This is a genomic window from Phormidesmis sp. 146-12 (assembly GCF_052939495.1).
On sequence record NZ_JBJPHS010000013.1, the window covers coordinates 30,642 to 50,188 of the forward strand.

General features: G+C 46.4%; 13 protein-coding genes, 1 tRNA gene and 1 pseudogene. 8 read left to right on the plus strand and 7 right to left on the minus strand.

Annotated features, from left to right (window positions below):
- Positions 1 to 859: Rpn family recombination-promoting nuclease/putative transposase (locus ACKFKF_RS08315; protein ID WP_446867314.1), on the minus strand; the 859-nt coding region annotated here is incomplete at its 3' end.
- Positions 860 to 872: 13 nt separating this feature from the next.
- Here ACKFKF_RS08315 and ACKFKF_RS08320 point away from each other — a divergent pair.
- From ACKFKF_RS08320 to dnaK, 3 genes are all read left to right on the plus strand, one after another.
- Positions 873 to 1,148, plus strand: a complete 276-nt coding sequence (locus ACKFKF_RS08320; protein ID WP_446867315.1) for a hypothetical protein — start codon at positions 873 to 875, stop codon at positions 1,146 to 1,148.
- The gene (locus tag ACKFKF_RS08325; RefSeq protein WP_446867316.1) at positions 1,078 to 1,611 is read left to right on the plus strand and encodes an Hsp20/alpha crystallin family protein; all 534 of its coding nucleotides are present in this window, start codon (positions 1,078 to 1,080) and stop codon (positions 1,609 to 1,611) included. Before ACKFKF_RS08320 ends, ACKFKF_RS08325 begins: the two co-directional genes overlap by 71 nt.
- A 353-nt stretch (positions 1,612 to 1,964) precedes the next feature.
- Positions 1,965 to 3,878, plus strand: a complete 1,914-nt coding sequence (dnaK, locus tag ACKFKF_RS08330; protein WP_446867317.1) for a molecular chaperone DnaK — start codon at positions 1,965 to 1,967, stop codon at positions 3,876 to 3,878.
- Positions 3,879 to 3,976: 98 nt separating this feature from the next.
- Here dnaK and ACKFKF_RS08335 read toward each other — a convergent pair whose 3' ends face one another.
- Positions 3,977 to 4,348, minus strand: coding sequence for a hypothetical protein (locus ACKFKF_RS08335; RefSeq protein ID WP_446867318.1), 372 nt, complete (start codon positions 4,346 to 4,348; stop codon positions 3,977 to 3,979).
- A gap of 960 nt (positions 4,349 to 5,308) precedes the next feature.
- Here ACKFKF_RS08335 and ACKFKF_RS08340 point away from each other — a divergent pair.
- The 5 genes and pseudogenes from ACKFKF_RS08340 to ACKFKF_RS08360 all read left to right on the plus strand — a co-directional run.
- The gene (locus ACKFKF_RS08340; protein ID WP_446867319.1) at positions 5,309 to 7,270 is read left to right on the plus strand and encodes a dynamin family protein; all 1,962 of its coding nucleotides are present in this window, start codon (positions 5,309 to 5,311) and stop codon (positions 7,268 to 7,270) included.
- Between the two features lie 61 nt (positions 7,271 to 7,331).
- Complete coding sequence (locus ACKFKF_RS08345; RefSeq protein WP_446867320.1) at positions 7,332 to 9,365, plus strand: dynamin family protein; 2,034 nt, start codon at positions 7,332 to 7,334, stop codon at positions 9,363 to 9,365.
- A gap of 14 nt (positions 9,366 to 9,379) precedes the next feature.
- On the plus strand, positions 9,380 to 10,387 hold the full coding sequence (locus ACKFKF_RS08350; protein WP_446867321.1) for a M48 family metallopeptidase: 1,008 nt from the start codon (positions 9,380 to 9,382) through the stop codon (positions 10,385 to 10,387).
- 20 nt (positions 10,388 to 10,407) lie between these two features.
- Complete coding sequence (locus ACKFKF_RS08355) at positions 10,408 to 13,023, plus strand: dynamin family protein (RefSeq protein ID WP_446867322.1); 2,616 nt, start codon at positions 10,408 to 10,410, stop codon at positions 13,021 to 13,023.
- A 536-nt stretch (positions 13,024 to 13,559) separates the two neighbouring features.
- Positions 13,560 to 14,586, plus strand: a pseudogene (locus ACKFKF_RS08360) (IS630 family transposase); the annotation flags it as partial.
- A gap of 179 nt (positions 14,587 to 14,765) precedes the next feature.
- Here the strand turns inward: ACKFKF_RS08360 and ACKFKF_RS08365 are convergent.
- The 5 genes from ACKFKF_RS08365 to ACKFKF_RS08385 form a co-directional block, all read right to left on the minus strand.
- Positions 14,766 to 14,838: transfer RNA gene (locus ACKFKF_RS08365), tRNA-Thr, on the minus strand.
- A 134-nt stretch (positions 14,839 to 14,972) separates the two neighbouring features.
- The gene (locus ACKFKF_RS08370) at positions 14,973 to 16,358 is read right to left on the minus strand and encodes a cytochrome c biogenesis protein (RefSeq protein ID WP_446867323.1); all 1,386 of its coding nucleotides are present in this window, start codon (positions 16,356 to 16,358) and stop codon (positions 14,973 to 14,975) included.
- Between the two features lie 16 nt (positions 16,359 to 16,374).
- On the minus strand, positions 16,375 to 17,109 hold the full coding sequence (locus tag ACKFKF_RS08375; protein ID WP_446867324.1) for a cytochrome c biogenesis protein CcdA: 735 nt from the start codon (positions 17,107 to 17,109) through the stop codon (positions 16,375 to 16,377).
- A 213-nt stretch (positions 17,110 to 17,322) separates the two neighbouring features.
- On the minus strand, positions 17,323 to 18,531 hold the full coding sequence (locus tag ACKFKF_RS08380; RefSeq protein ID WP_446867325.1) for an FtsW/RodA/SpoVE family cell cycle protein: 1,209 nt from the start codon (positions 18,529 to 18,531) through the stop codon (positions 17,323 to 17,325).
- 300 nt (positions 18,532 to 18,831) lie between these two features.
- Positions 18,832 to 19,422, minus strand: a complete 591-nt coding sequence (locus tag ACKFKF_RS08385) for a hypothetical protein (RefSeq protein WP_446859145.1) — start codon at positions 19,420 to 19,422, stop codon at positions 18,832 to 18,834.
- Positions 19,423 to 19,547 lie beyond the last annotated feature (125 nt).

The following is a 19,547-nucleotide window of genomic DNA, read 5'->3' on the forward strand; positions in this document are numbered from 1 at the left end:
TTCCCTGTTGCATTCCCTGTTGCATTCCCTGTTGCATTCCCTGTTGCATTCCCTGTTGCATTCCCTGCTGCACCCCTTCTTGAATCCCCTGCTGTATTCCTTGCTGCAAGCCATCTTGAATTCCTTTAAGAATGGCGTTGTGGCTATCGTGAATGAACATCTCTTGACTTTGCAGAACATCTAACTCCTTGCGCGTCAATTTACTATGCTTGGCAATTCTAAAAGCCTGATTGATTGCGGGAATGGTTTCCAGACTGGAAGGCACCGTTCGTAAATCTTTGGCTGATTTGAGAAAATAGATCCACTTGTCAGCGATCGTCTCCAATTCTTCCAGCGACTTGTCAAACTTGGGCAACTCCACAAACACCAGTTCAATATCGTCGCTGTAATCGGTTAGTTCGTCTTGCTCTTTTAGTTTGTATCGAGAAATCACCTTCGAGCTTTCTGGAAACATCTCAAAGTCTGTGATCGTTAGCGCAATCACTGAATTAAGCCCACTGTAGCTCTCACCCACATCTAGCTGAATTGATAACGCCTTAGCCGCGTTGTACAACACTCGCTTATCAAACCCCAACACGTTTAGCACCTGCATTTCAATGATCACGGTCTTGTTGCCTGTGACCGTCGCCTTCACATCCAAATAGGAATCCTTAATTCCTTTGATCCGGGGGGCCTGGTATGGATCAAGGATCTCTACATCCTGGATGACTGGAACACCCTGATGCAAAATAGCATTGAGAAAGCTGATCAAAATATCTTTGCTCTTCTTGGAACCGAAAATTTTCTTGAAGGCAAAATCTGTCTTGGGATTAATAAACGGGCCAACCATATACGATCGCTCATAGACAATCACCTCCATCGTACCAAGCTTGATGGTAAACCTCACTCCTTGGGCGGTTCTTTCGGTAGGTCGTCGTGTTCTTCTTGTCGGTAACCACAACAGTTACATTACGGTTTGCCCCAGTGTCTCAAACGGTTGCACGCTCTACATTAGATACATGCAGAAGAGACGAGCCAAGCTACTCAACTTCTTCTCTCGCACTCCAATCAATCGCGACTCTCTCAAAGGTAAACAAGATGACTATGATGCGTTGGCAACCCTGGCAAGAAATGGACTCTGTACGCCGTCAACTCGATCGGATGTTTGATGATTTTGCCCCTCTACGTGAAGCCATGAAGATCAGCGAACCCACTTGGACACCCGCTGTCGAGCTTTCGAGCAATGATGCCGAATTCGTGCTTCGCGCCCAACTTCCTGGCATTGATGCTAAAGATGTCGATGTACAAGTTGGCCGCAACGCGATCGCTCTCTCCGGTGAACACAAGTTCGAGAACAAGACCGAAGAAAACGGCTATTTCCGCTCTGAATTCCGCTATGGCAAGTTTCAGCGGGTGATTCCGCTCCCGGCTGCGGTGCAAAACGATCAAGTCAAAGCCGACTTCAAAGATGGTGTATTGACCCTGACCCTGCCTCGCGTCCAAGCCGTCAAGCCCTCCGTTGTCAAGGTCGATCTGACTGGCGCAGACACAACCGCCCTCCCTGCTGAAACGGACCCAGAAGCCCCTCACGCAGTAGAGAACGCAGAAACAAGCGACGTTTGGCAAGGCTAGGAAGAAGGGATGAGGGATGAAGGATGAAAGAAAGATAATTAGGATTTGGAAAGGTGGGTTCATCCTATCGAAGAAGTTCTACTCATCCCTCATTCCTCATCCCTCCCAACCGTCCCCGGTTTGGTTCGGTAAACACGCCTTCATAGAAAGGCAGAACGTGAACAACATATAAGGTAGGGGATTGAAGATTGCTTTGGTGGCATTGAAGGTACTGCGCTGACGACCCGACTTGCAGAAGTGCGATCGGTGGACGACCCTTGAGTCCTGGCCGCCCCCCTTTGACGATTCTGGCTGCTTGCCAGTCCCCTACCCCCCTACTCGCTTAAGATATTTGATGGAGCCAAGGCACTGATATGGCAAAAGTTGTTGGAATTGACTTAGGTACTACAAACTCCTGCGTTGCGGTGATGGAGGGTGGCAAGCCCACTGTAATCGCCAATGCTGAAGGATTTCGTACGACCCCCTCTGTCGTTGCGTTTGCGAAAAATGGCGATCGCTTAGTCGGTCAAATCGCCAAACGGCAAGCGGTGATGAACCCCGAAAATACGTTCTACTCGGTCAAGCGGTTTATTGGTCGTCGCTTTGATGAAGTGACCAACGAAACGACCGAAGTTTCTTACAAAGTTCTGACTGTCAACGGCAATGTGAAAATCGATTGCCCTGCGGCAGGTAAGCAGTTTGCTCCCGAAGAAATTTCTGCCCAAGTTCTGAGAAAGCTGATCGAAGATGCCAGCAAGTATCTGGGCGAAACGGTGACTCAAGCGGTGATTACGGTTCCGGCATACTTCAATGACTCTCAGCGTCAAGCCACTAAGGATGCTGGCAAGATCGCAGGTGTCGAAGTGCTGCGGATTATCAACGAGCCGACGGCAGCATCGCTGGCTTATGGGTTGGATAAGAAGAGCAACGAAACGATTCTCGTCTTTGACTTGGGCGGCGGTACGTTTGACGTATCGGTTCTCGAAATTGGCGAAGGTGTGTTTGAAGTGTTGGCGACTTCTGGAGACACTCACCTGGGCGGGGACGACTTTGACAAAAAGATCGTAGACTTCCTGGCTGGCGAATTTCAGCGCGCAGAAGGCATCGATTTGCGGAAAGATAAGCAAGCGTTGCAACGTCTGACCGAAGCGGCTGAGAAGGCGAAGATCGAACTGTCTAGCGTGACTCAGGCTGACATCAACCTGCCTTTCATCACGGCGACTCAAGACGGGCCCAAGCATTTGGATACAACCCTGACTCGCCAAAAATTTGAGGAACTCTGCTCTGATCTGATCGATCGCTGCCGCATTCCCGTCGAAAATGCGCTTCGCGATGCCAAGCTCGACAAAAGCAAGATTGACGAAGTGGTGCTGGTGGGCGGTTCGACTCGGATTCCCGCCGTTCAAGAAATCGTCAAGCGTGTCTTGGGCAAAGATCCCAACCAGAGCGTCAACCCGGATGAAGTGGTAGCAGTGGGTGCTGCGATTCAAGCGGGTGTTCTTTCGGGTGAAGCGGGAACCGAAGGTCTGTTGCTGCTTGATGTAACTCCGCTCTCTCTGGGGGTTGAAACCCTGGGCGGCGTGATGACCAAGATTATTCCTCGCAACACCACCATTCCGACTAAGAAGTCTGAAGTTTTCTCGACCGCAGTGGATGGTCAAAGCAACGTGGAAATTCACGTTTTGCAAGGTGAGCGGGAAATGTCGAACGACAACAAGAGTCTGGGAACCTTCCGATTGGATGGCATTCCTCCGGCTCCTCGTGGCGTTCCTCAAATCGAAGTCACTTTTGACATTGACGCAAACGGCATCTTGACCGTCGGCGCAAAAGATAAGGGCACTGGCAAAGAACAAACCATCAGCATCACGGGTGCTTCGACGCTGCCCAAAGATGATGTCGAACGGATGGTGCGCGATGCCGAGCAAAACGCTTCGACTGACAAAGAGCGGCGTGAGCGTATCGACCTGAAAAACCAAGCAGATTCGCTGGCGTACCAGGCTGAGAAGCAAATGAGCGAGTTGGGCGATAAGATTCCCCCTGCTGACAAAGAGAAGGTGGATGGTCTGGTCAAGGATCTGAGAGCGGCGATCGCTTCCGAGGACTTTGACAGAATCAAGACCCTGAACACTGATCTTCAACAAGCGCTCTACGGCATCACGACCAATCTCTATCAACAGTCGGGTGGCGGTGCGGCTCCGGGTGGCCCTGATGAAGGGGTTCCGGGTGCAACGGGTGCGGCTCCGAGTGGTGACGATGTGATTGACGCTGATTTCACCGAGTCCAAGTAAGTGTAATAGGGAATGGGCGATCGTTCATTTCTGACCTAACTTAAAAGATTGAAGCTGGTAGATTTCTCACCGTTGAGGACTACCAGCTTTTTAATTGACTACAGTTGAATAGTCTTCTTGTCGTGCAATTCCTCTAGGTGAATGAGTGAACCAGCCCCCATGACAATGTTGAACTTCATTAGAGACCGTTGCACTTGATAGCCTGACAACACTCGAATGATTTGGTATTCAGTCGTTAAATCGCTGCTCCCATCCCATTTGAGAAGTGCCAGTTTCGTCGAGGCAACTTCACTCAGTTGTTCAATAAACTCGTCCATCGAATCGATCACGTCTGAGAGAATGCCAGAAGGCATAAAGATAAACCGCTCTTGCAAATCCAATGTCACCATGACTCGATAGCGTCTGACGGATGAGCATTGCAACTCAAAGCCAAACGAAACCGAGTCAGGAAGGTGTCTCCTAACGGCCATGTTGTTTTGTCCTCTCTGTTTAGTGCAAAGAGGATGGGAACGCTGACGGCTCAAACGTTCCCCAGTTGTGTGAAGTATATGCAGGATCTTGATTCCAACCTTTCAAGATCCCATCGCAAAGCAGACGTAGTACAATCATGAACGCCTCCGAAGTTAGTGGTATTAACTTAGGTGGAAGTCCTCGGAGTCTGATTTGGCGATCAGATTTCCGGGGCGTGATCTCCACCTGCGGATATCTTACAAGAGTTTTTGTTTTTTTGGAATACTGAATTTTTGAGGAGAGTATTGTCTTCAGATCATTCAACGGACTGCAAACTCCCCGTCCACTGAGACTCAACACACAGATATAAATTATCGTCCCCGTCCCATAGAGCAAACTTCCCAGTAAGTGATACACCCCATCAAGTTGTCCTAAGACAGCTTTTGCTTCTGTGCGAGTGAAGACGACGGGCAAGCAACGGCACGGATTTGATCGACTAAACGCAATGACTGATTCATTGGGGACGAGAAAGTTCACTTTCTCCTACCTTAGAATCGAAAAATCTGAGCGCCATTCGGTATAAGTACTGAAAATGGGGGAGTTATCGGGTGCAGATTCAGTATAAATCCTAAAAAAACGGGAGTTATCCGGTTTCCGTGCAGCATAATTTGCTCGTGGAGGTATTTATCCTGATTGGGAGAGGTTCCAGCCGCAGAAATAATAGTTATCCCGCTGAGTTATCGGTGGGGACATGACCGAAAAGTTACTTTTGGGGTGCAGCAGAAAGTTGATCATAAAAATTTGTCATCATTGTTTGACATAAATCACGGGGTATCCGGAAAAGCTTGGGTAACACCTGTTTTCAGACAGGTAACATAGCGAACTCCTCAAAATAAGATGCTCCTGCTCATTGATTGATGATTGCAGAGACATTGAACTGATCCCTAGTTCTATTTATTAGCCCCGCCAAAGGTAACCATATGGAATTTGCCCTCCATTCGTCCGCGCCAGCTAAGGCTTCAGGTGAGGATAGACAACTCATACTTACGCTAGTTCAAAATTTAGAGTACTTATATCGCACTGCCAAAACCTTAGAGCTTTCGACGGACGACGTTGAAAATGCTTTGGCGCAGGTTAAAAATCAAACCTTATCTGTCGTCGTCGTCGGTGAATTTAAGCGGGGTAAGAGTACCTTTATAAATGCCTTATTGGGTCAAGATATACTACCCTCTGACATTCTGCCGACAACTTCAACCATTAATCGTGTCGTATTCGGATTAACACCGTCAGCTACCGTTCGTTTCAAAGACGGTCAAGAGCAGTCAATAGCTATTGAACAACTAGAAAACTATGTCACAAAGTTAACGTCCGACGCAGAAGCCATATCAGGTAGAGTGCAAGAAGCTTTAATCCACTACCCTTTACACTATTGTCGCAATGGGGTTGAAATTATCGATACACCTGGTTTAAACGATGACGGCATTATGACAGAAGTCACTTTATCCGTTTTGCGTCGTACAGAAGTTGTGATCATGGTTACATCGGCTATTTCACCTTTCTCTGAATCAGAAGGTACATTTCTAACTGATACGCTGCTAGAACAAGGAATTGATCATATTCTATTTGTTGTGAATGGAATTGATCATTTCAAAAACTCTGAAGATGTTGACCGTGTCCTTCAAAGCATCAAACAGCGAATTCAAAAACATATCCATGACTGGGCAAATGATCAGTTTGGAGAAGAATCGGAAGAGTATAGAGACTATATGAAACGCATGGGTAGCCCTCGCATTTATGGACTATCATCACAGCAAGCTTTGCAAGGGAAATGCACAGGGGATGCACTTCTTCTAGAACGTAGTAGATTCCAAGAGTTTGAAACTTCACTAAATCATCTGCTGACAGAAGAACGTCAGCGGATCTCGTTGCAAATGTCACTAGAGGGGGCGATCGCTGCCGCCAATCAAATTCTCAACTCTATTAAGAATCAGTATAATGCTCTCCAATCACAACAGCAATCATTCGTAAGACAGTCTCTAGGTATTGTTGAAAGTATCTCCTCTCTGCGTAAGCAGAGTCGAGAAGAGTGGAAGCATGTTGATCGAGGAATTGTAAATATCGAGTCTGAGGTTACAGCAATTCTTCGTTCTTTTAACTATCGCCTTGAGCAAGCGGTAGAACAGACGATTGATAACACCTCAGTTGATATGTCTAGCCATTTGAATGGAATCACCAATCATTTTGCAGATCAGGTGGTGAACACATTAAAAGAAGTAACGTTAAGCATCGAATCTAACATCACAAGAATTGCCAATCAAGAAACTGAAAAGCAATCAGCTAGACTCAAAACCATTGCAAATTCTATTGATCAGCAGATTCGCCAAATTCAAGATCAATGCTTAAAAATTGGGATTGATTTGATTATTAAGGATTCTGTCTATTGCAATACTGACAATCAAATTACTTTGCATCGTTTATCTAATCTATTTTCGGTGGATTCAAATCTATTTTTTATTCAAGGGCAAGCCAAAGGGGGATATACCGTCACAGGAGCTGCGATTGGGGCATTATTCGGCGGTTTCGGTGCTCCGGTCGGCGCTGCAATTGGGGCAAGTCTGGGGGAGCAACGTCGCAAGCAAACGTTCAAACAGTTTTATAAACCTGAAGCCCTGTCTGTGCTCAAAGCAAAGCTCAGTTCGCAGAATGTTGATCAGAAGGTAAATCAGTATATCGTTTTGGCGACCAGTAACTTGAAAACTTCTATACGTAGAGCGAGGCAACAGACTGAAATGATAATAGATGGTATCGAGCAAAATATTTCTAATTTTCAAGGAAAGCGAGATGCGGAAACTTCTTCCGAGCAAAATCGATTGGATCAACTTATGTCAGAAATACAAACAATTCTTAATGACTCGCACCACTTTTTGAGTCGATTGAATTAAGCCAAAGCAATTATTGTCAATCTGTTGTTCAGACATATATTATTTTTGGAGAAATTGTCTAATGGAATCTGCGAACAATCAGTCACTCAATTCTTTTATTGATCAGAAGCAAGTCCGCATAACACTGATTACTGATCTGGAGAGATTATTGAGGAGTTCCGAGAAGCTGAAATTGAATGAGTCCGTTGGTCTGATCGCTAATACAATTGATCGTATGAAGAAAGAACAAACTTTTTCAGTTGCTGTTGTCGGCGAATTTAAGCGAGGTAAAAGTACATTAATCAATGCTCTTTTAGGAGCAGATGTTTTACCTGCTGATATTTTGCCTTGCTCTGCTACGCTCAATCGCGTGACTCATGGACTCAAGCCACAATTAAAAATTACGTTTAAAGATGGGCGCGAAGAAGAACTGGAACTTGATCATCTCAAGGAATATGTAACCAAACTTACGCCTGAATCAGAAGAAACGGCTGCTACGATTGAAGAAGCTACGATTTACTACCCAATTCGTCATGACAATGTTGAGATAATCGACACACCGGGGCTGAATGATGATGCAAGCATGACAGCCGTAACATTATCCGTACTTCCCAAGGTAGAAGCTGCGGTGATGGTGATGATGGCTCCTGTGCCATTTTCACAGTACGAAAAAGACTTTCTGGAGAACAAACTACTAACTAACGATCTAGGAAGAGTCATCTTCGTAGTCAATGCCATTGATCGCTGCGATAGCCCAGACGACAAAAAGCGCTTGTTGGAGAGTGCAGTTAATCGCCTTCAAAAATACATCTTCAATCGGGCAGAAGAACAATTTGGCAAGGATTCAGAAGAGTATAAAGTCTATACTAAGAAAATCGGCAAACCCAAAGTCTTTGGTGTTGCGGCGAGAAAAGCATTAGCTGCAAAGCTTAATGGTGATGAAGAATCATTGGTACAAAGTGGCTTCGCTGAATTCCAGGCTGCTTTAGAGGAATTTTTGACAACTGGACAGGGGGCAGTGAGATTACAAGTAGCAGTAAATCGAGCGATCGCTTCTGGATCTGAAATTTTGGCTGCTATCAATATTCAGGAGAACGCATTAGCAATGCGGCAGGAAGAATTCAATGTTGCTTATGAGAAATCAGTTACTGAAATTGCTTCCTTACGGGAAAAGAAAAAGGAAGAAATGAGGCTGATTGATCGAGCTACGGAGAATGTTCGATACAACGTTCGACCATTGCTCAATCGATTGGAAGATGAAATCAAGCAAGCAGCCGAGCAAACAATCGATAATGCAGTTGTAACACCTACTGATTTAAAAAATAAAAAAACTCTTAGCGATCGACTTGGGAAAGCAGTCTCAAATGCTGTTCAGAATGTCGGGCAACGAATGGCGAATAAGATTCAATCTGAGATCCAACAGGGCTTAGAGCGTGAAGTTGACCGATTGAAAGATTTTGCTGAGTCAGTCGATCAAACTTTGAAACAAATTGAGATGAACTTTCTATCAATTGATGCAGATGCTAATCGTAAAGTTAGTGGTGGTGGGGAGGCAATTGCTGCTGCCGTCTCAGTCTTTACTGGCTTTGGTGGTATCTGGTCAGGCTATAAGAAGGCAGGAGTCAAAGGCGCAGCTATTGGTGCAGCAGGCAGTGTTGCTACGGCTCTTGGCGGTGGAGTAGTGTTTGCTTTATTGGGATTACCTCTTGTTTGGCCTGCGATATTGGCACTTGGTGTTGTTTCTATTTTTACGGGGGGATGGTTAACAGACGTAGTCTTTTCAAGCGAGCGAGTTGACGCATTTAAGACTAACTATAAAGAAAAAGTTCTCAAAGAGATTGAGAAGCAACTGAAATCTAACCCTATTCACCAACAGGTTGATGAGCAAATTTCTCAAACTTTTGCAAGCCTCAAGCAAACCCTTAATCAAGAAGTTGAAGCACTACTTGATAACACCCAAAGCACCTTGTCAGAAACTAGCCGTAAGCGGGGAAGTGACTTGATGCAAACTGAGACTGAGCGTCGTGAATTGGATGAAATTCGGGCAGAGACCGAACGCATCTTGGGAAATGCTCAACGGCTTTCAGATGAATTGGTTGAAATTTTAAGCGTATAAGGGAGGAGATGAAAATGATTGCCCACTCACAACCTGATCTATCCAATCCCACCCAAGCTGTTAGCCTGGATTTTGGAGCCTATTTAAAGCGACGGCAGCAAGAGCTATCTGTACATCTTGCAAGTGGCGTTCCCGACTACTCTTTTTCGCTTGATCGATCACTGCAAAAACAAATTTCCTCTATTGGTCCTATTCGAGCACTGACCCAGACAATAGTATCTTTTGCAGTTCCAATTCAGAAGCAAATTCAGCAGATGCAGAGTATTGCGGTAAGTCCTCGTCAATACCCTGAAATTTATGCCATCGGTGAGGAGTGTGCTCATCGTTTAGGAATTGGTATTCCGCAAATTTTTATTTGCTCAGCTTTGGAAGGATACGCTTGTACGATTGCAACAAATGATGTTACGCCGATGATCATTTTGTCGAGTGGCATTGCAGAGAGCTTGGAATTGGAAGAGCTGAAGTTTGTTATTGGACACGAATGTGGACATATTCATAATCTGCATGGTGTGTATAACACGGCTGTAGAGTTAATGACCAATGCCTTAGTCAGAACGTTTTTAGCGCAATTTGTCGCAACTGGACTCCCAAATTTACTGGATGCCGCTGAGAAAGCCATTCATGGGGGGATCATGCTTTTTCTTCTGCGTTGGAGTCGGTGTGCGGAAATTACCTGTGATCGTGCTGGGCTAATTTGCTGTGGCGATCTCAACGTAGCCAATGTTGCGCTCGCCAAGCTCATCATAGGTGGGGGTGAACGCCTTAAAAACATCAATATTCAAGAATTTATCAACCAAGTTCACACTGTACAATCTACTCCTGTGAGGTTGCTAGAGCTGGCTAGCACCCATCCATTACTACCTAGGCGTATGGAAGCTTTAACTTTATTTGCTGAATGCGATACCTTCTATGCTTGGCGACAAGAATTACAGGCTCCTAAAATATCACGTAGTCAATTTGAAACTGATTTGCAATGCGAGAAAATCATTAGCATTATAAATAGCAAAGTGAGAACTAATTAGTCGTAAAAGTTGGTCACCTAATGAATGAAGACGCAAAACGCATTCTATTTTTAGCTGCGAACCCCAAAAATACCAGCCCACTTCGCCTTGATAAAGAGGTCAGAGAAATCGAGAATGGCTTAATATCGAAAAGGCCGGGGCAGTTTTGCTTTGAGAAAAAGTGGGCAGTTAGACCAGTAGACATACAGCGTGCAATGCTAGAATTTAAGCCACACATCGTCCATTTTTCTGGGCATGGGGAAGGCATTGAAGGTTTAGTCTTAGAATCTAACGGAGGGGACTTTGGACAGTTAGTTAGCACAGAAGCTCTAGAAGGATTATTTAAGCTATTTTCAGATGAAGTTGAATGCGTAATCCTAAATGCTTGTTATTCTGAGGTTCAGGCAGATGCAATCAATGCTCATATCCATCATGTGATTGGAATGAATCAGTCGATCGGCGATAAAGCTGCGATTGATTTTTCTGTTGGTTTTTATGATGCGATTGGAACTGGGCGACCGATCGAATTTGCTTATCACTTTGGTTGCAACTCAATTCAGTTGAGCAGTAGCGGAAAAAGCATCAACCATTCACAGCATCTAATTCCTGTTCTAAAAACCAAGGCAGAAAAAAGTATTGTCATTCCAGAATCACCCCAACCAACTCCTTCTAATTTAGCATCAATCAATTCTATCAATATCTCTGAGGATAGTGAAGCTAGGCGAAGCTTAAGCTCACAGAGTCTAGAGATGAATCAACAAGAGTTGGTTATTAGAGAGAGGCAACGAGCCGTATCCGAGTTTGATGAATTGCTGAGCATACAGACACCAATTTTATCCCCTGATCTACCGACGGACTTTCACTACAATCTTGAGCAACTTGCACAGGAATTTCTCGTTGGACTAGACGATTTTTCAGATTGGGCGGAAACCGAAAAAATTCGCAACGTGCTAGGGCGTGACTTAATCCGTCAGCTTCGAGCACAAGAAAAACAAATTCAGACACGGTTAGACTCAGATTTCTCATTAGTAGTTGTGGGAGATTTCAAACGAGGTAAGTCTACTCTTATTAATGCTTTATTAGGCTCCCAAGTTGTTTCAACCGCAGTCACATCAGAGACAGTAACAATTAACGTAATTCAGCATGGGGATTCTCTTCGAGTTGAAGCCTGTTTGGTAGATGGAGGGCGTGTCGAACTCCAGCCAGATCACCTGTCCTCTGAACGCCTATTACCTATCCTAAAAGCATTACCAAAGCCTATTAGTCATTTATACATTGAAGCACCAGCCGAATGGTTAAAAGGACTGCGTCTAGTGGATACACCTGGAACAGGCGATATCATGAAGCGGTTCGACAAGCAGGTACATGCCTACCTTTCGCAGGCTGATGTACTAATTTACGTAATGTTCGCGCCAGCCGCATTATCTGAGTCAGAACGAGCATTTCTTAAATGTTCTGTGCTGCCACAGGACTTTCCCAAAGTATTTTTTGTTGTCAATCGTTTGGATGAAATTAGTGAGATCGAAGCCCAACGATTGATGAGCCGAACACGTCAGCAAATTTCTAGCTCATTTCCTAATGCCAATACGTTTGGGCTTAGTGCCTTAGATGAGTTTTGCCGTCTTCAGAGTCTGGAGCGTCCAAACCCTAGTCGCGCAGCAGCATTAGAAGAAGAGTTTCAGTTATTTCGCAACTGTATATATAACTCGATCCTATTAAACAAAGATCTGATTCAATTAGATCGCGCCACTGACCTAATGGATCAAATGCTATATAGCTTTGAAACAAGTATGCTACTAATCAAAAATGCGATGCAGTCGGATCAGCAGCGACTCAATGAAGCGATTCGACAGTGTGAGAATACTACTTCTGATCTCTATGCACGACTAGATCAACACAAACAGCAAATACATCACAATATTGACTTGCTCTGCGAAGAAGCTCTAGCTTGGATGAACATCTTTATAACCCGCTTGGAACGTGAGGCAATTGTGGCTATTCCTCAATTCGACCTGAAAGAAGTGCAGAAGCATTTTCACTTTTTTCTGACAGATGCTCTCCGTACAGCAGTGAGTCAATGCATAGATACCCATTCTCCGTGTATTGCTGAAAGCGTTGACAAAACACTCAAGCTAATGACGGATGAATTCCAAAGTCTTTCTAACAGTGATTTATTCAATCTTGATGTAGCTCAAGCCACCTTTGGCGACTTGCCTTGGACAAATCTTGATACCTTTAATTTGTTACTGGAACTAAGTGGTTCGGATGGGATCTTTGAGCTTGCAGGACATTTGCTACTGCGACAAGCCAAAGATCTACAGGAGTTACGTCAAGCCAGTCAGTATGTTAGACGACTGAAAGATAGTCTTCATCAACTACGCCAAACGGTGGCTCAAGAGGTACGATTGCTCTATGATAACATTGCCCAAAAAATCGAAACCCGTGTCACAGAGGTTTACCAGCAAGCCATTGCAGCCTCTATTTCTGCCATGCGGCAAGCACAAGAAATAGCTAGTCATGATAGTCAACATGTAAATAGCACGAATGAGGGTCTCCAAGAAGCTCTATCACTGTTATCTGATACTCGTATCTTTCTTAAATCGTTTAAGCAAAAACTCTGGTCAAAAGATGCTGTCGAAACTCATACAGATGCTTAAAATGTGCTGAGAAGCTGCGCGGGATAACAAATCGTTGCAGCGGCGGAATGAAAATAATCGGTGGGGATGCCAAGGTTACTAGCCGCCGCTGAACTTCACGTTATGCCGCTTCAATTTGTTTATGTAATAATAGTTTCATCATAGTTGCAGGTATTCTGCGTAGTCTGAATTTACACAATCTACTGCCAAAGAGCTTATATTTATGGCGATGTTCCTGAGATCTGTGGGATTAGTTTTTGCTCTGCTGGCTGTCATCGCTGGGTTAATTGTCATTCCAGCCGCGCAATCTGGAGTTGCAGGGCAAACGCATAAAAAAATTGGGTGACTACCCTGCAAGGCTTCCAGATCTCATGGGCAGAAATGCTTAGAGGCTGAAATCCTTAATCTGAAAGGATCAACAATTTTCATGCGTTTGCCCTGTCTGGAGTTGCAGGAAACTGGAAAGTAATTTTTCTGTCAGCTATACTCTGACGGGCTATTGATTTTGGTTTTCCAGGTGGGTGAAAATCAGGAAGCCGTCTAGCCTTGTGAAAGCCTTGATTCAACTGACCTTCACGACTGAGGACATTGAACAACTGCATTACGAACGCTTTCATCATCCCCATCCGCGTGTCCAACGAAAGATGGAAGCGTTGTATCTCAAAAATCAGGGCTACCCGCATTGGGAGATTGCCCAATTGATTCGGGTTACGGAACCAACGTTGTTGAGTTATTTTCGGGATTACCAAACTGGCGGGATCGCCCAACTCAAAGAAATCACCTTCTATCGACCGCAGAGCGAACTGAAACAGCATCAGGAGAGTTTGGAGGCATACTTTCGAGTCCATCCTCCGAAAACGTTGGCACAAGCGGCAGCCAAGATTGAGGAGATGACTGGCATGGTTCGCAGTCGGGAGCAAGTGCGCCGCTTCCTCAAAGGAATGGGGATGAGTTGCCGTCGGGTCGGCGTGCTGCCTGCAAAAGCCGATCCCGAAGCCCAAGCGGAATTTCTAAAAAAAACTAGAACCCCGGTTGGAGGAGGCAAAAGCAGGTAAGCGAGCCGCTTTCTTTGTCGATGCGGCGCATTTTGTTCTGGGTGCTTATCTTGGCTTTTTGTGGTGCTTTGAACGCTTGTTTGTCAAAACGGGTTCAGGACGGCAACGCTTTAATGTCCTCGGTGCCCTCAATGCGGTCACTCATGAACTGATCACCGTCACCAACGAAACTTACATCAATGCTCAGAGTGTTTGTGAGTTACTCCATAAATTAGCCGCCTTGGGGTTGAGTATCCCGATCACTCTGGTGTTGGACAATGCTCGGTATCAAAAGTGTACGTTGGTGATGGAGGTGGCTCAAGCTTTGAACATCGAACTGCTGTATCTGACAGCGTACTCTCCCAATCTGAACTTGATTGAGCGCCTATGGAAATTCGTCAAAAAGCAGTGTTTATATTCGATTTACTATGCTGACTTCAATGCTTTCAAGGAGGCAATCACTTCTTGTCTCAACCAGTGTCATACGACTCATAAACCAGAATTAGACTCATTGCTAACCTTGCAATTCCAATCTTTCAAGAAAGCAAAGTCTATCCCCTCACAAGGTATATTACAGCCAGCAAAAATTCTATACAGAGATCTTTACCCCAATCTTTACCCCAACCTCGTTGAAAAAGACCCAACAATACCCGACGCAAAAAAACAGGACTGGCTGAAATCAAGTCCTGAAAGGCTTATCTCATAGGCGAAACGGTTGATTTTCTTGAAAGCTGGTGACAAGACTCGAACTTGCGACCGGCTGATTACAAATCAGCTGCTCTACCAACTGAGCTACACCAGCACATCCTGTATTCTATCAGATTGTAGGCCGCCCTCAAAGGGTTTGGGAGGTCATCACTCTAAAGTTGAGCCACAAAAAAACGATCGCCCTAAACCAACCAGTTAAATTCCAGTCCTTCTAAGACGATCGCTGCTTTACACCTTGGCTAACTCAGCTTCTGGAAGAGTTTCCTGGGGTTCAAGCTGATCCAAAATTGCGAGAAATTCTTGCTCAAAAATCACCTGAGCGCGGTTGGTGCTGCCCCCGATGTAGAATTTGCCGTCTTTTTGTAAGCCCCAAATTTGGGAGTGAGACACATAGCTCATCATCGTGCTAATCATCAACAAGCCAAATCCTAGATAGACGATCGGCACGCCAGGGTCGGCTTTGATTTGGAGTCCAGTGCTACCGATGATGTCAGCGATCGCCAGAGTAACGCCTTTGACCTCGACAGACATGCCTTTGCGAACGGTAGAAAGCAGCTTGCCGTCTGTGTCGTAGACGAGTAGTAGCCCCTGTAGATCTCTAGCTACGAGAGAAATACCATCGCTGAGATCCGGTTTAATCGGAATCCAGGTGCCCCAAATTCGGCTGCCAACTGCGTCGAGCTTGGCCATGGGAAATTGTAGAATCGGACTTTTGTTAATTTTGACCTGGACGGCGGAGATGGCCCAGTCTGCTTGATAGAGTGTTACGCCATTGTGTTTGAGGGGTTGATTGACGTGAATGGTTTTGCGATCGACTTCCTTACCGTCGTTGTCCAAGACTGAAAGATCGGAGTAAAACTGATCGATTTCGCCTGTGGGTAAGTAGTCGATCCAGAAGCGATTGACTTTAACGGCCCAATCTTTAGGAAACTGTGGCTCTGCCCAGGGGCCCGCATCGACGATGTTTTTGATCATAAAAGTGCCGCCACTAGGGACAACTTCTTGAGCAATAAAGCCCGTCATTGCGCCAACGATGCCCCCGATGAGAATCAGCATCATACTAATGTGGACAATGATCGGCCCAATCCGCCCAATGATGCCTTTGCGAGCATAAAATTTGTCTCCGTCTTGCCAGACTCGATAGCGGTTTTTTTCTAATAGCTGAAGGGCACGATTGCTCAATGTTCCTTCAAATTCGGCACTCAGGGCAAACTTGCTGAATTGGCGGGGCTGTGTGTAAAACTTGCTGGTGTTGCGAGTAAACCATCTCAGGGCGGGTAGCTGGCGCACAAAAGTACAGGCTGTCAAACTAGAGCCAAACAAAATCAACAGCGCCAAATACCACCAGGTGCGATAGACGTGATCAAAGCCGGCCGTGAGCAGTACTTTCCAGGTCAAGAAGCCAAACAGGGCGGGGTGTTCGGGGTAGTTTGATTGGTAAAATTCCAGGGATTGTCCCTGCTCGATCACGGTGCCTGCAATGCTGAAGACCGCGATCGCTAACAGCAAGGCGATCGCTAACCTCAAATCTGCTAACAGCGGCAACAGTTCTTTTTTGAAGTAGCGTCTGGGCGGCCCCGATAGCTTGGTGAAAAAGGAAGTTTCTGTCGTCATTTTTATGAGAAGAATTTTATGAGAAGAAGTCTATTCTAGAAAGTAGGGAAAAAACGCCGAATCCGACCAGCAGCGCCCCACTAACGGGATTGATCCAGCCTGACCATTTTCGCAGTTCCAAGATTTTTTTGATAGAAGCGGTGAAGGTTCCCGCTAACACTAAGGGCGCAACGTATCCCACTGTGTAGCAAAGCAGTAAGCTTCCACCTAGAACGGGATCTTTTGTCGTCGCAATCCAGGTGAGCAGGGTGGCTAAAACGGGAGTGCTACAGGGGGACGCGACCAAACCGAACGTCAAGCCGATTAAGTACGATCGCACCCCTTTGGGCAGCTCTTCAGAAATCCAGTCGGTGGCTCCGATCGAGGGCAATCTCAACGGCAGCGCATTCAGCAAATTTAAGCCCATGATAATCGCGACAAGACTGACGGCGATCGGGAGACCGATGCCAATCTGGCCATACACCTGCCCAACGACTGTGGCAAAAATTCCCAGACCTGCCAGCGTCGTTGCCAGACCGAATGAAAACCAGAGTGACTGGGTAGCTGCCTGAAGCCGACTTTTGGTTTCGTAGCCGCCGATGTACCCGATCGTAATAGGCAACATGGACAGCGTACAAGGAGTCAGACTGGTGAGCAACCCCGCCCCAAAGATGATGCCAATGCTCACGGGAGTTATATGATTTAACTGATTTGAGACGATCGTGTTGGCAAACTGAGATAGCTCGTAAAGTTGGGTTTGAATATCTAACATGGGAGCCGGGTGTAGAAGTGTGGGAGGAGCGGATTGCAGAAATTTCTTTGCTTCGGTGCTGAAGTCTTCTGCCCCCCAAGCTGCCAATTCTGGGGGACTTTGAGACAGGAATTTTTGCAGAAAGTGGACTAGTTGAATTGGAACGATCGACGGTTTAGTAAATTACTCTCATTCTACCGTCCGCCTCACTCCTCACTCCTCACTCCTCACTCCTCACTGAGCTCGCCGCGATCGCTCAGCCTTTTTAGGAAATGGAATCGTTTTAGAAGCAGGACGCGGCAAAGACACCACTTCCGCTTCACTGCTTTCTCGTGCGACTCGAATCAACAACGCCGCCGAGAGCAAACTGGCAATCATCGAACTGCCACCATAGCTAAACAGGGGAAACGGTAAACCTGTTGTGGGTAAAGCTCCCGTGGCTACGGCAATATTCAACAGCGATTGACCGACCATCAGCACCATCACCCCGATCGCCACCAGTCTATGCACGATCGATCGCGCTTTTCGAGCCACCATGAGAGCAAACGTCGCATAGGTGAGCAGCAGTCCCATCAGCAAAATGCCGCCAATCAAGCCAAATTCTTCGGCAAACACAGCATAAATAAAGTCAGTGTATTGGATCGGTAGATAGAACAATTTTTGCTGAGATAAGCCAAACCCCGTACCAAACGTGCCGCCAGACCCAACCGCATACAGACTTTGAATCAACTGATAGCCGTCTCGCATCGGGTCAGCCCACGGATTGAGAAACGACATGATCCGTTTGCGCTGGTATTCTCGAAACGTCACGCTCACCATTGCCAAGAGCACTCCCGCTCCCGCTGTGCCACTCAAATAGAGGTAAGGCAACCCCGCCGCCAGCGCAATCAGCCATAGCGTCATGCCACAGAGCGCCGTTGTGCTCAAGTTTGGCTGAAGTAAGATCCCCACCAGCAGCACGCAGAAAATGCTGATCCAGGTCAAGCGCACTGCCCAAGAAAGCCGCTCCCACTGTCCAAAAATCCGCGCTCCTTGCAAAATCAGAAAGGGTTTGATCAATTCTGATGGCTGCATGAGAAAGGGCCCCAGCGGAATCCAGCGTGCTCCGCCATTGACCGACGTTCCGACTCCAGGCAGCAGCGTCACGACAATGCCCCCCAAAAAAATCAGCAGCAGCCAATCGGCAACGCCCAAAACATATCGAAGGGGCACATGCACCAGCACGTTGAAGCCAATCATACCGATGGCGATCGCCAACATCTGCCGCTTTACGTAGTACAGTCCGTCTCCATACTCTGCATCGCCCACCGGATAGGAAGCCGAAAACATCACCGCCAACCCCACAAACAGCCAGAGAAAGGTCAACCATCGCAAAATTCGAGCTTCAAAGGCCCAATCTGCCGCAGTGGTATCTAAAAAAGGGATCAGTTGGCGCAATTTCACAGCGATCGTTCTCCCATCTAGTGATCTTTTGAGGGTCGAGTCTGAATTTTAGGGCTGAATCAGATTTCTAGCTCAGTGCGAATTTTTAGAAAATCTAAACAAAAGTAAATTTGATGAAGTTGTTTCGCTTCGATGTTTCGTCTTTTGTGCCCCAAGCTGCCAACTCTGAGGGACTTTTGGACAAGACTTCTAATTCAAAGTTCCTCATGGCTGGAGGGTTTTTTGAATTGACGACCCCTTGGCGGTATCTCGAAGCGCAGAACTTCATTCAATCTGCGTTAACTTTAAGACCCAAAACGGTTATCGGTTTCTCAGTTCTGCTTCGAGTTTGTCTACGTCGTCTCTGAGAAAAACGGTCAGCCGTCCCGAATAAGCCAGTCCCTCTGGGGTTTGGGCAATTTCTAGCCAATAGGCGTAGCGGCTTCCTTTGCGAAGTTCTCCCTGAAGGGCGGCGAGGAGCGGATTTTTTTGAGCGACGGCCTGCTGGATTGCAGTTTCGCTGGGGTAGGAATAGATCGGTTGGGCGCGATCGTAGTCCTGAAAAACCTCCAATCCATAGATCGCTCTCAGAGATTCCTGAAGCCGATTTTGAGTTACGCCATTTAGCATGTCAAAGATCGTCAGCCGCTGACTGCGAATGATTCTGGCGTTAGGAGAAGACTTAATCCTGCCAGGCGGAAGCAGTGACGCTTCAAAGGTAAATCGTTGAGCTGCCGAAGCGCTTTTGGTGATCAAAAATTTTTCGCCTCGCCCCGGTCGCAAAGTCGGATTGGCCTTAATCCAGGCGGCCACCTCATCCGTCGTCTGTCCCGGTAGTGCCCTCGCGGGAGCGGCCACCAAACCCAACAGCACGATCGCCCACACCACAGATTTCAATCGATCGACCTTCATAAAAACTCCACCACAACAAGTCATCACTTTCCCCATTTCGAGACTCAAGACAAATCAACCTTTCATCCCTCATCCCTCATCCCTCATCCCTCATCCCTCATCCCTCATCCCTCATCCCTTATCCC

Excerpts from the sequence above, each read along its gene's own strand:
- ACKFKF_RS08355 (WP_446867322.1), top strand. The coding sequence starts at position 10,408 with ATGAATGAAGACGCAAAACGCATTCTATTTTTAGCTGCGAACCCCAAA.
- ACKFKF_RS08345 (WP_446867320.1), top strand. The coding sequence starts at position 7,332 with ATGGAATCTGCGAACAATCAGTCACTCAATTCTTTTATTGATCAGAAG.
- ACKFKF_RS08320 (WP_446867315.1), top strand. The coding sequence starts at position 873 with ATGGTAAACCTCACTCCTTGGGCGGTTCTTTCGGTAGGTCGTCGTGTT.
- ACKFKF_RS08370 (WP_446867323.1), bottom strand. The coding sequence starts at position 16,358 with ATGACGACAGAAACTTCCTTTTTCACCAAGCTATCGGGGCCGCCCAGA.
- ACKFKF_RS08350 (WP_446867321.1), top strand. The coding sequence starts at position 9,380 with ATGATTGCCCACTCACAACCTGATCTATCCAATCCCACCCAAGCTGTT.
- ACKFKF_RS08325 (WP_446867316.1), top strand. The coding sequence starts at position 1,078 with ATGACTATGATGCGTTGGCAACCCTGGCAAGAAATGGACTCTGTACGC.
- ACKFKF_RS08340 (WP_446867319.1), top strand. The coding sequence starts at position 5,309 with ATGGAATTTGCCCTCCATTCGTCCGCGCCAGCTAAGGCTTCAGGTGAG.
- ACKFKF_RS08385 (WP_446859145.1), bottom strand. The coding sequence starts at position 19,422 with ATGAAGGTCGATCGATTGAAATCTGTGGTGTGGGCGATCGTGCTGTTG.
- ACKFKF_RS08335 (WP_446867318.1), bottom strand. The coding sequence starts at position 4,348 with ATGGCCGTTAGGAGACACCTTCCTGACTCGGTTTCGTTTGGCTTTGAG.
- dnaK (WP_446867317.1), top strand. The coding sequence starts at position 1,965 with ATGGCAAAAGTTGTTGGAATTGACTTAGGTACTACAAACTCCTGCGTT.
- ACKFKF_RS08375 (WP_446867324.1), bottom strand. The coding sequence starts at position 17,109 with ATGTTAGATATTCAAACCCAACTTTACGAGCTATCTCAGTTTGCCAAC.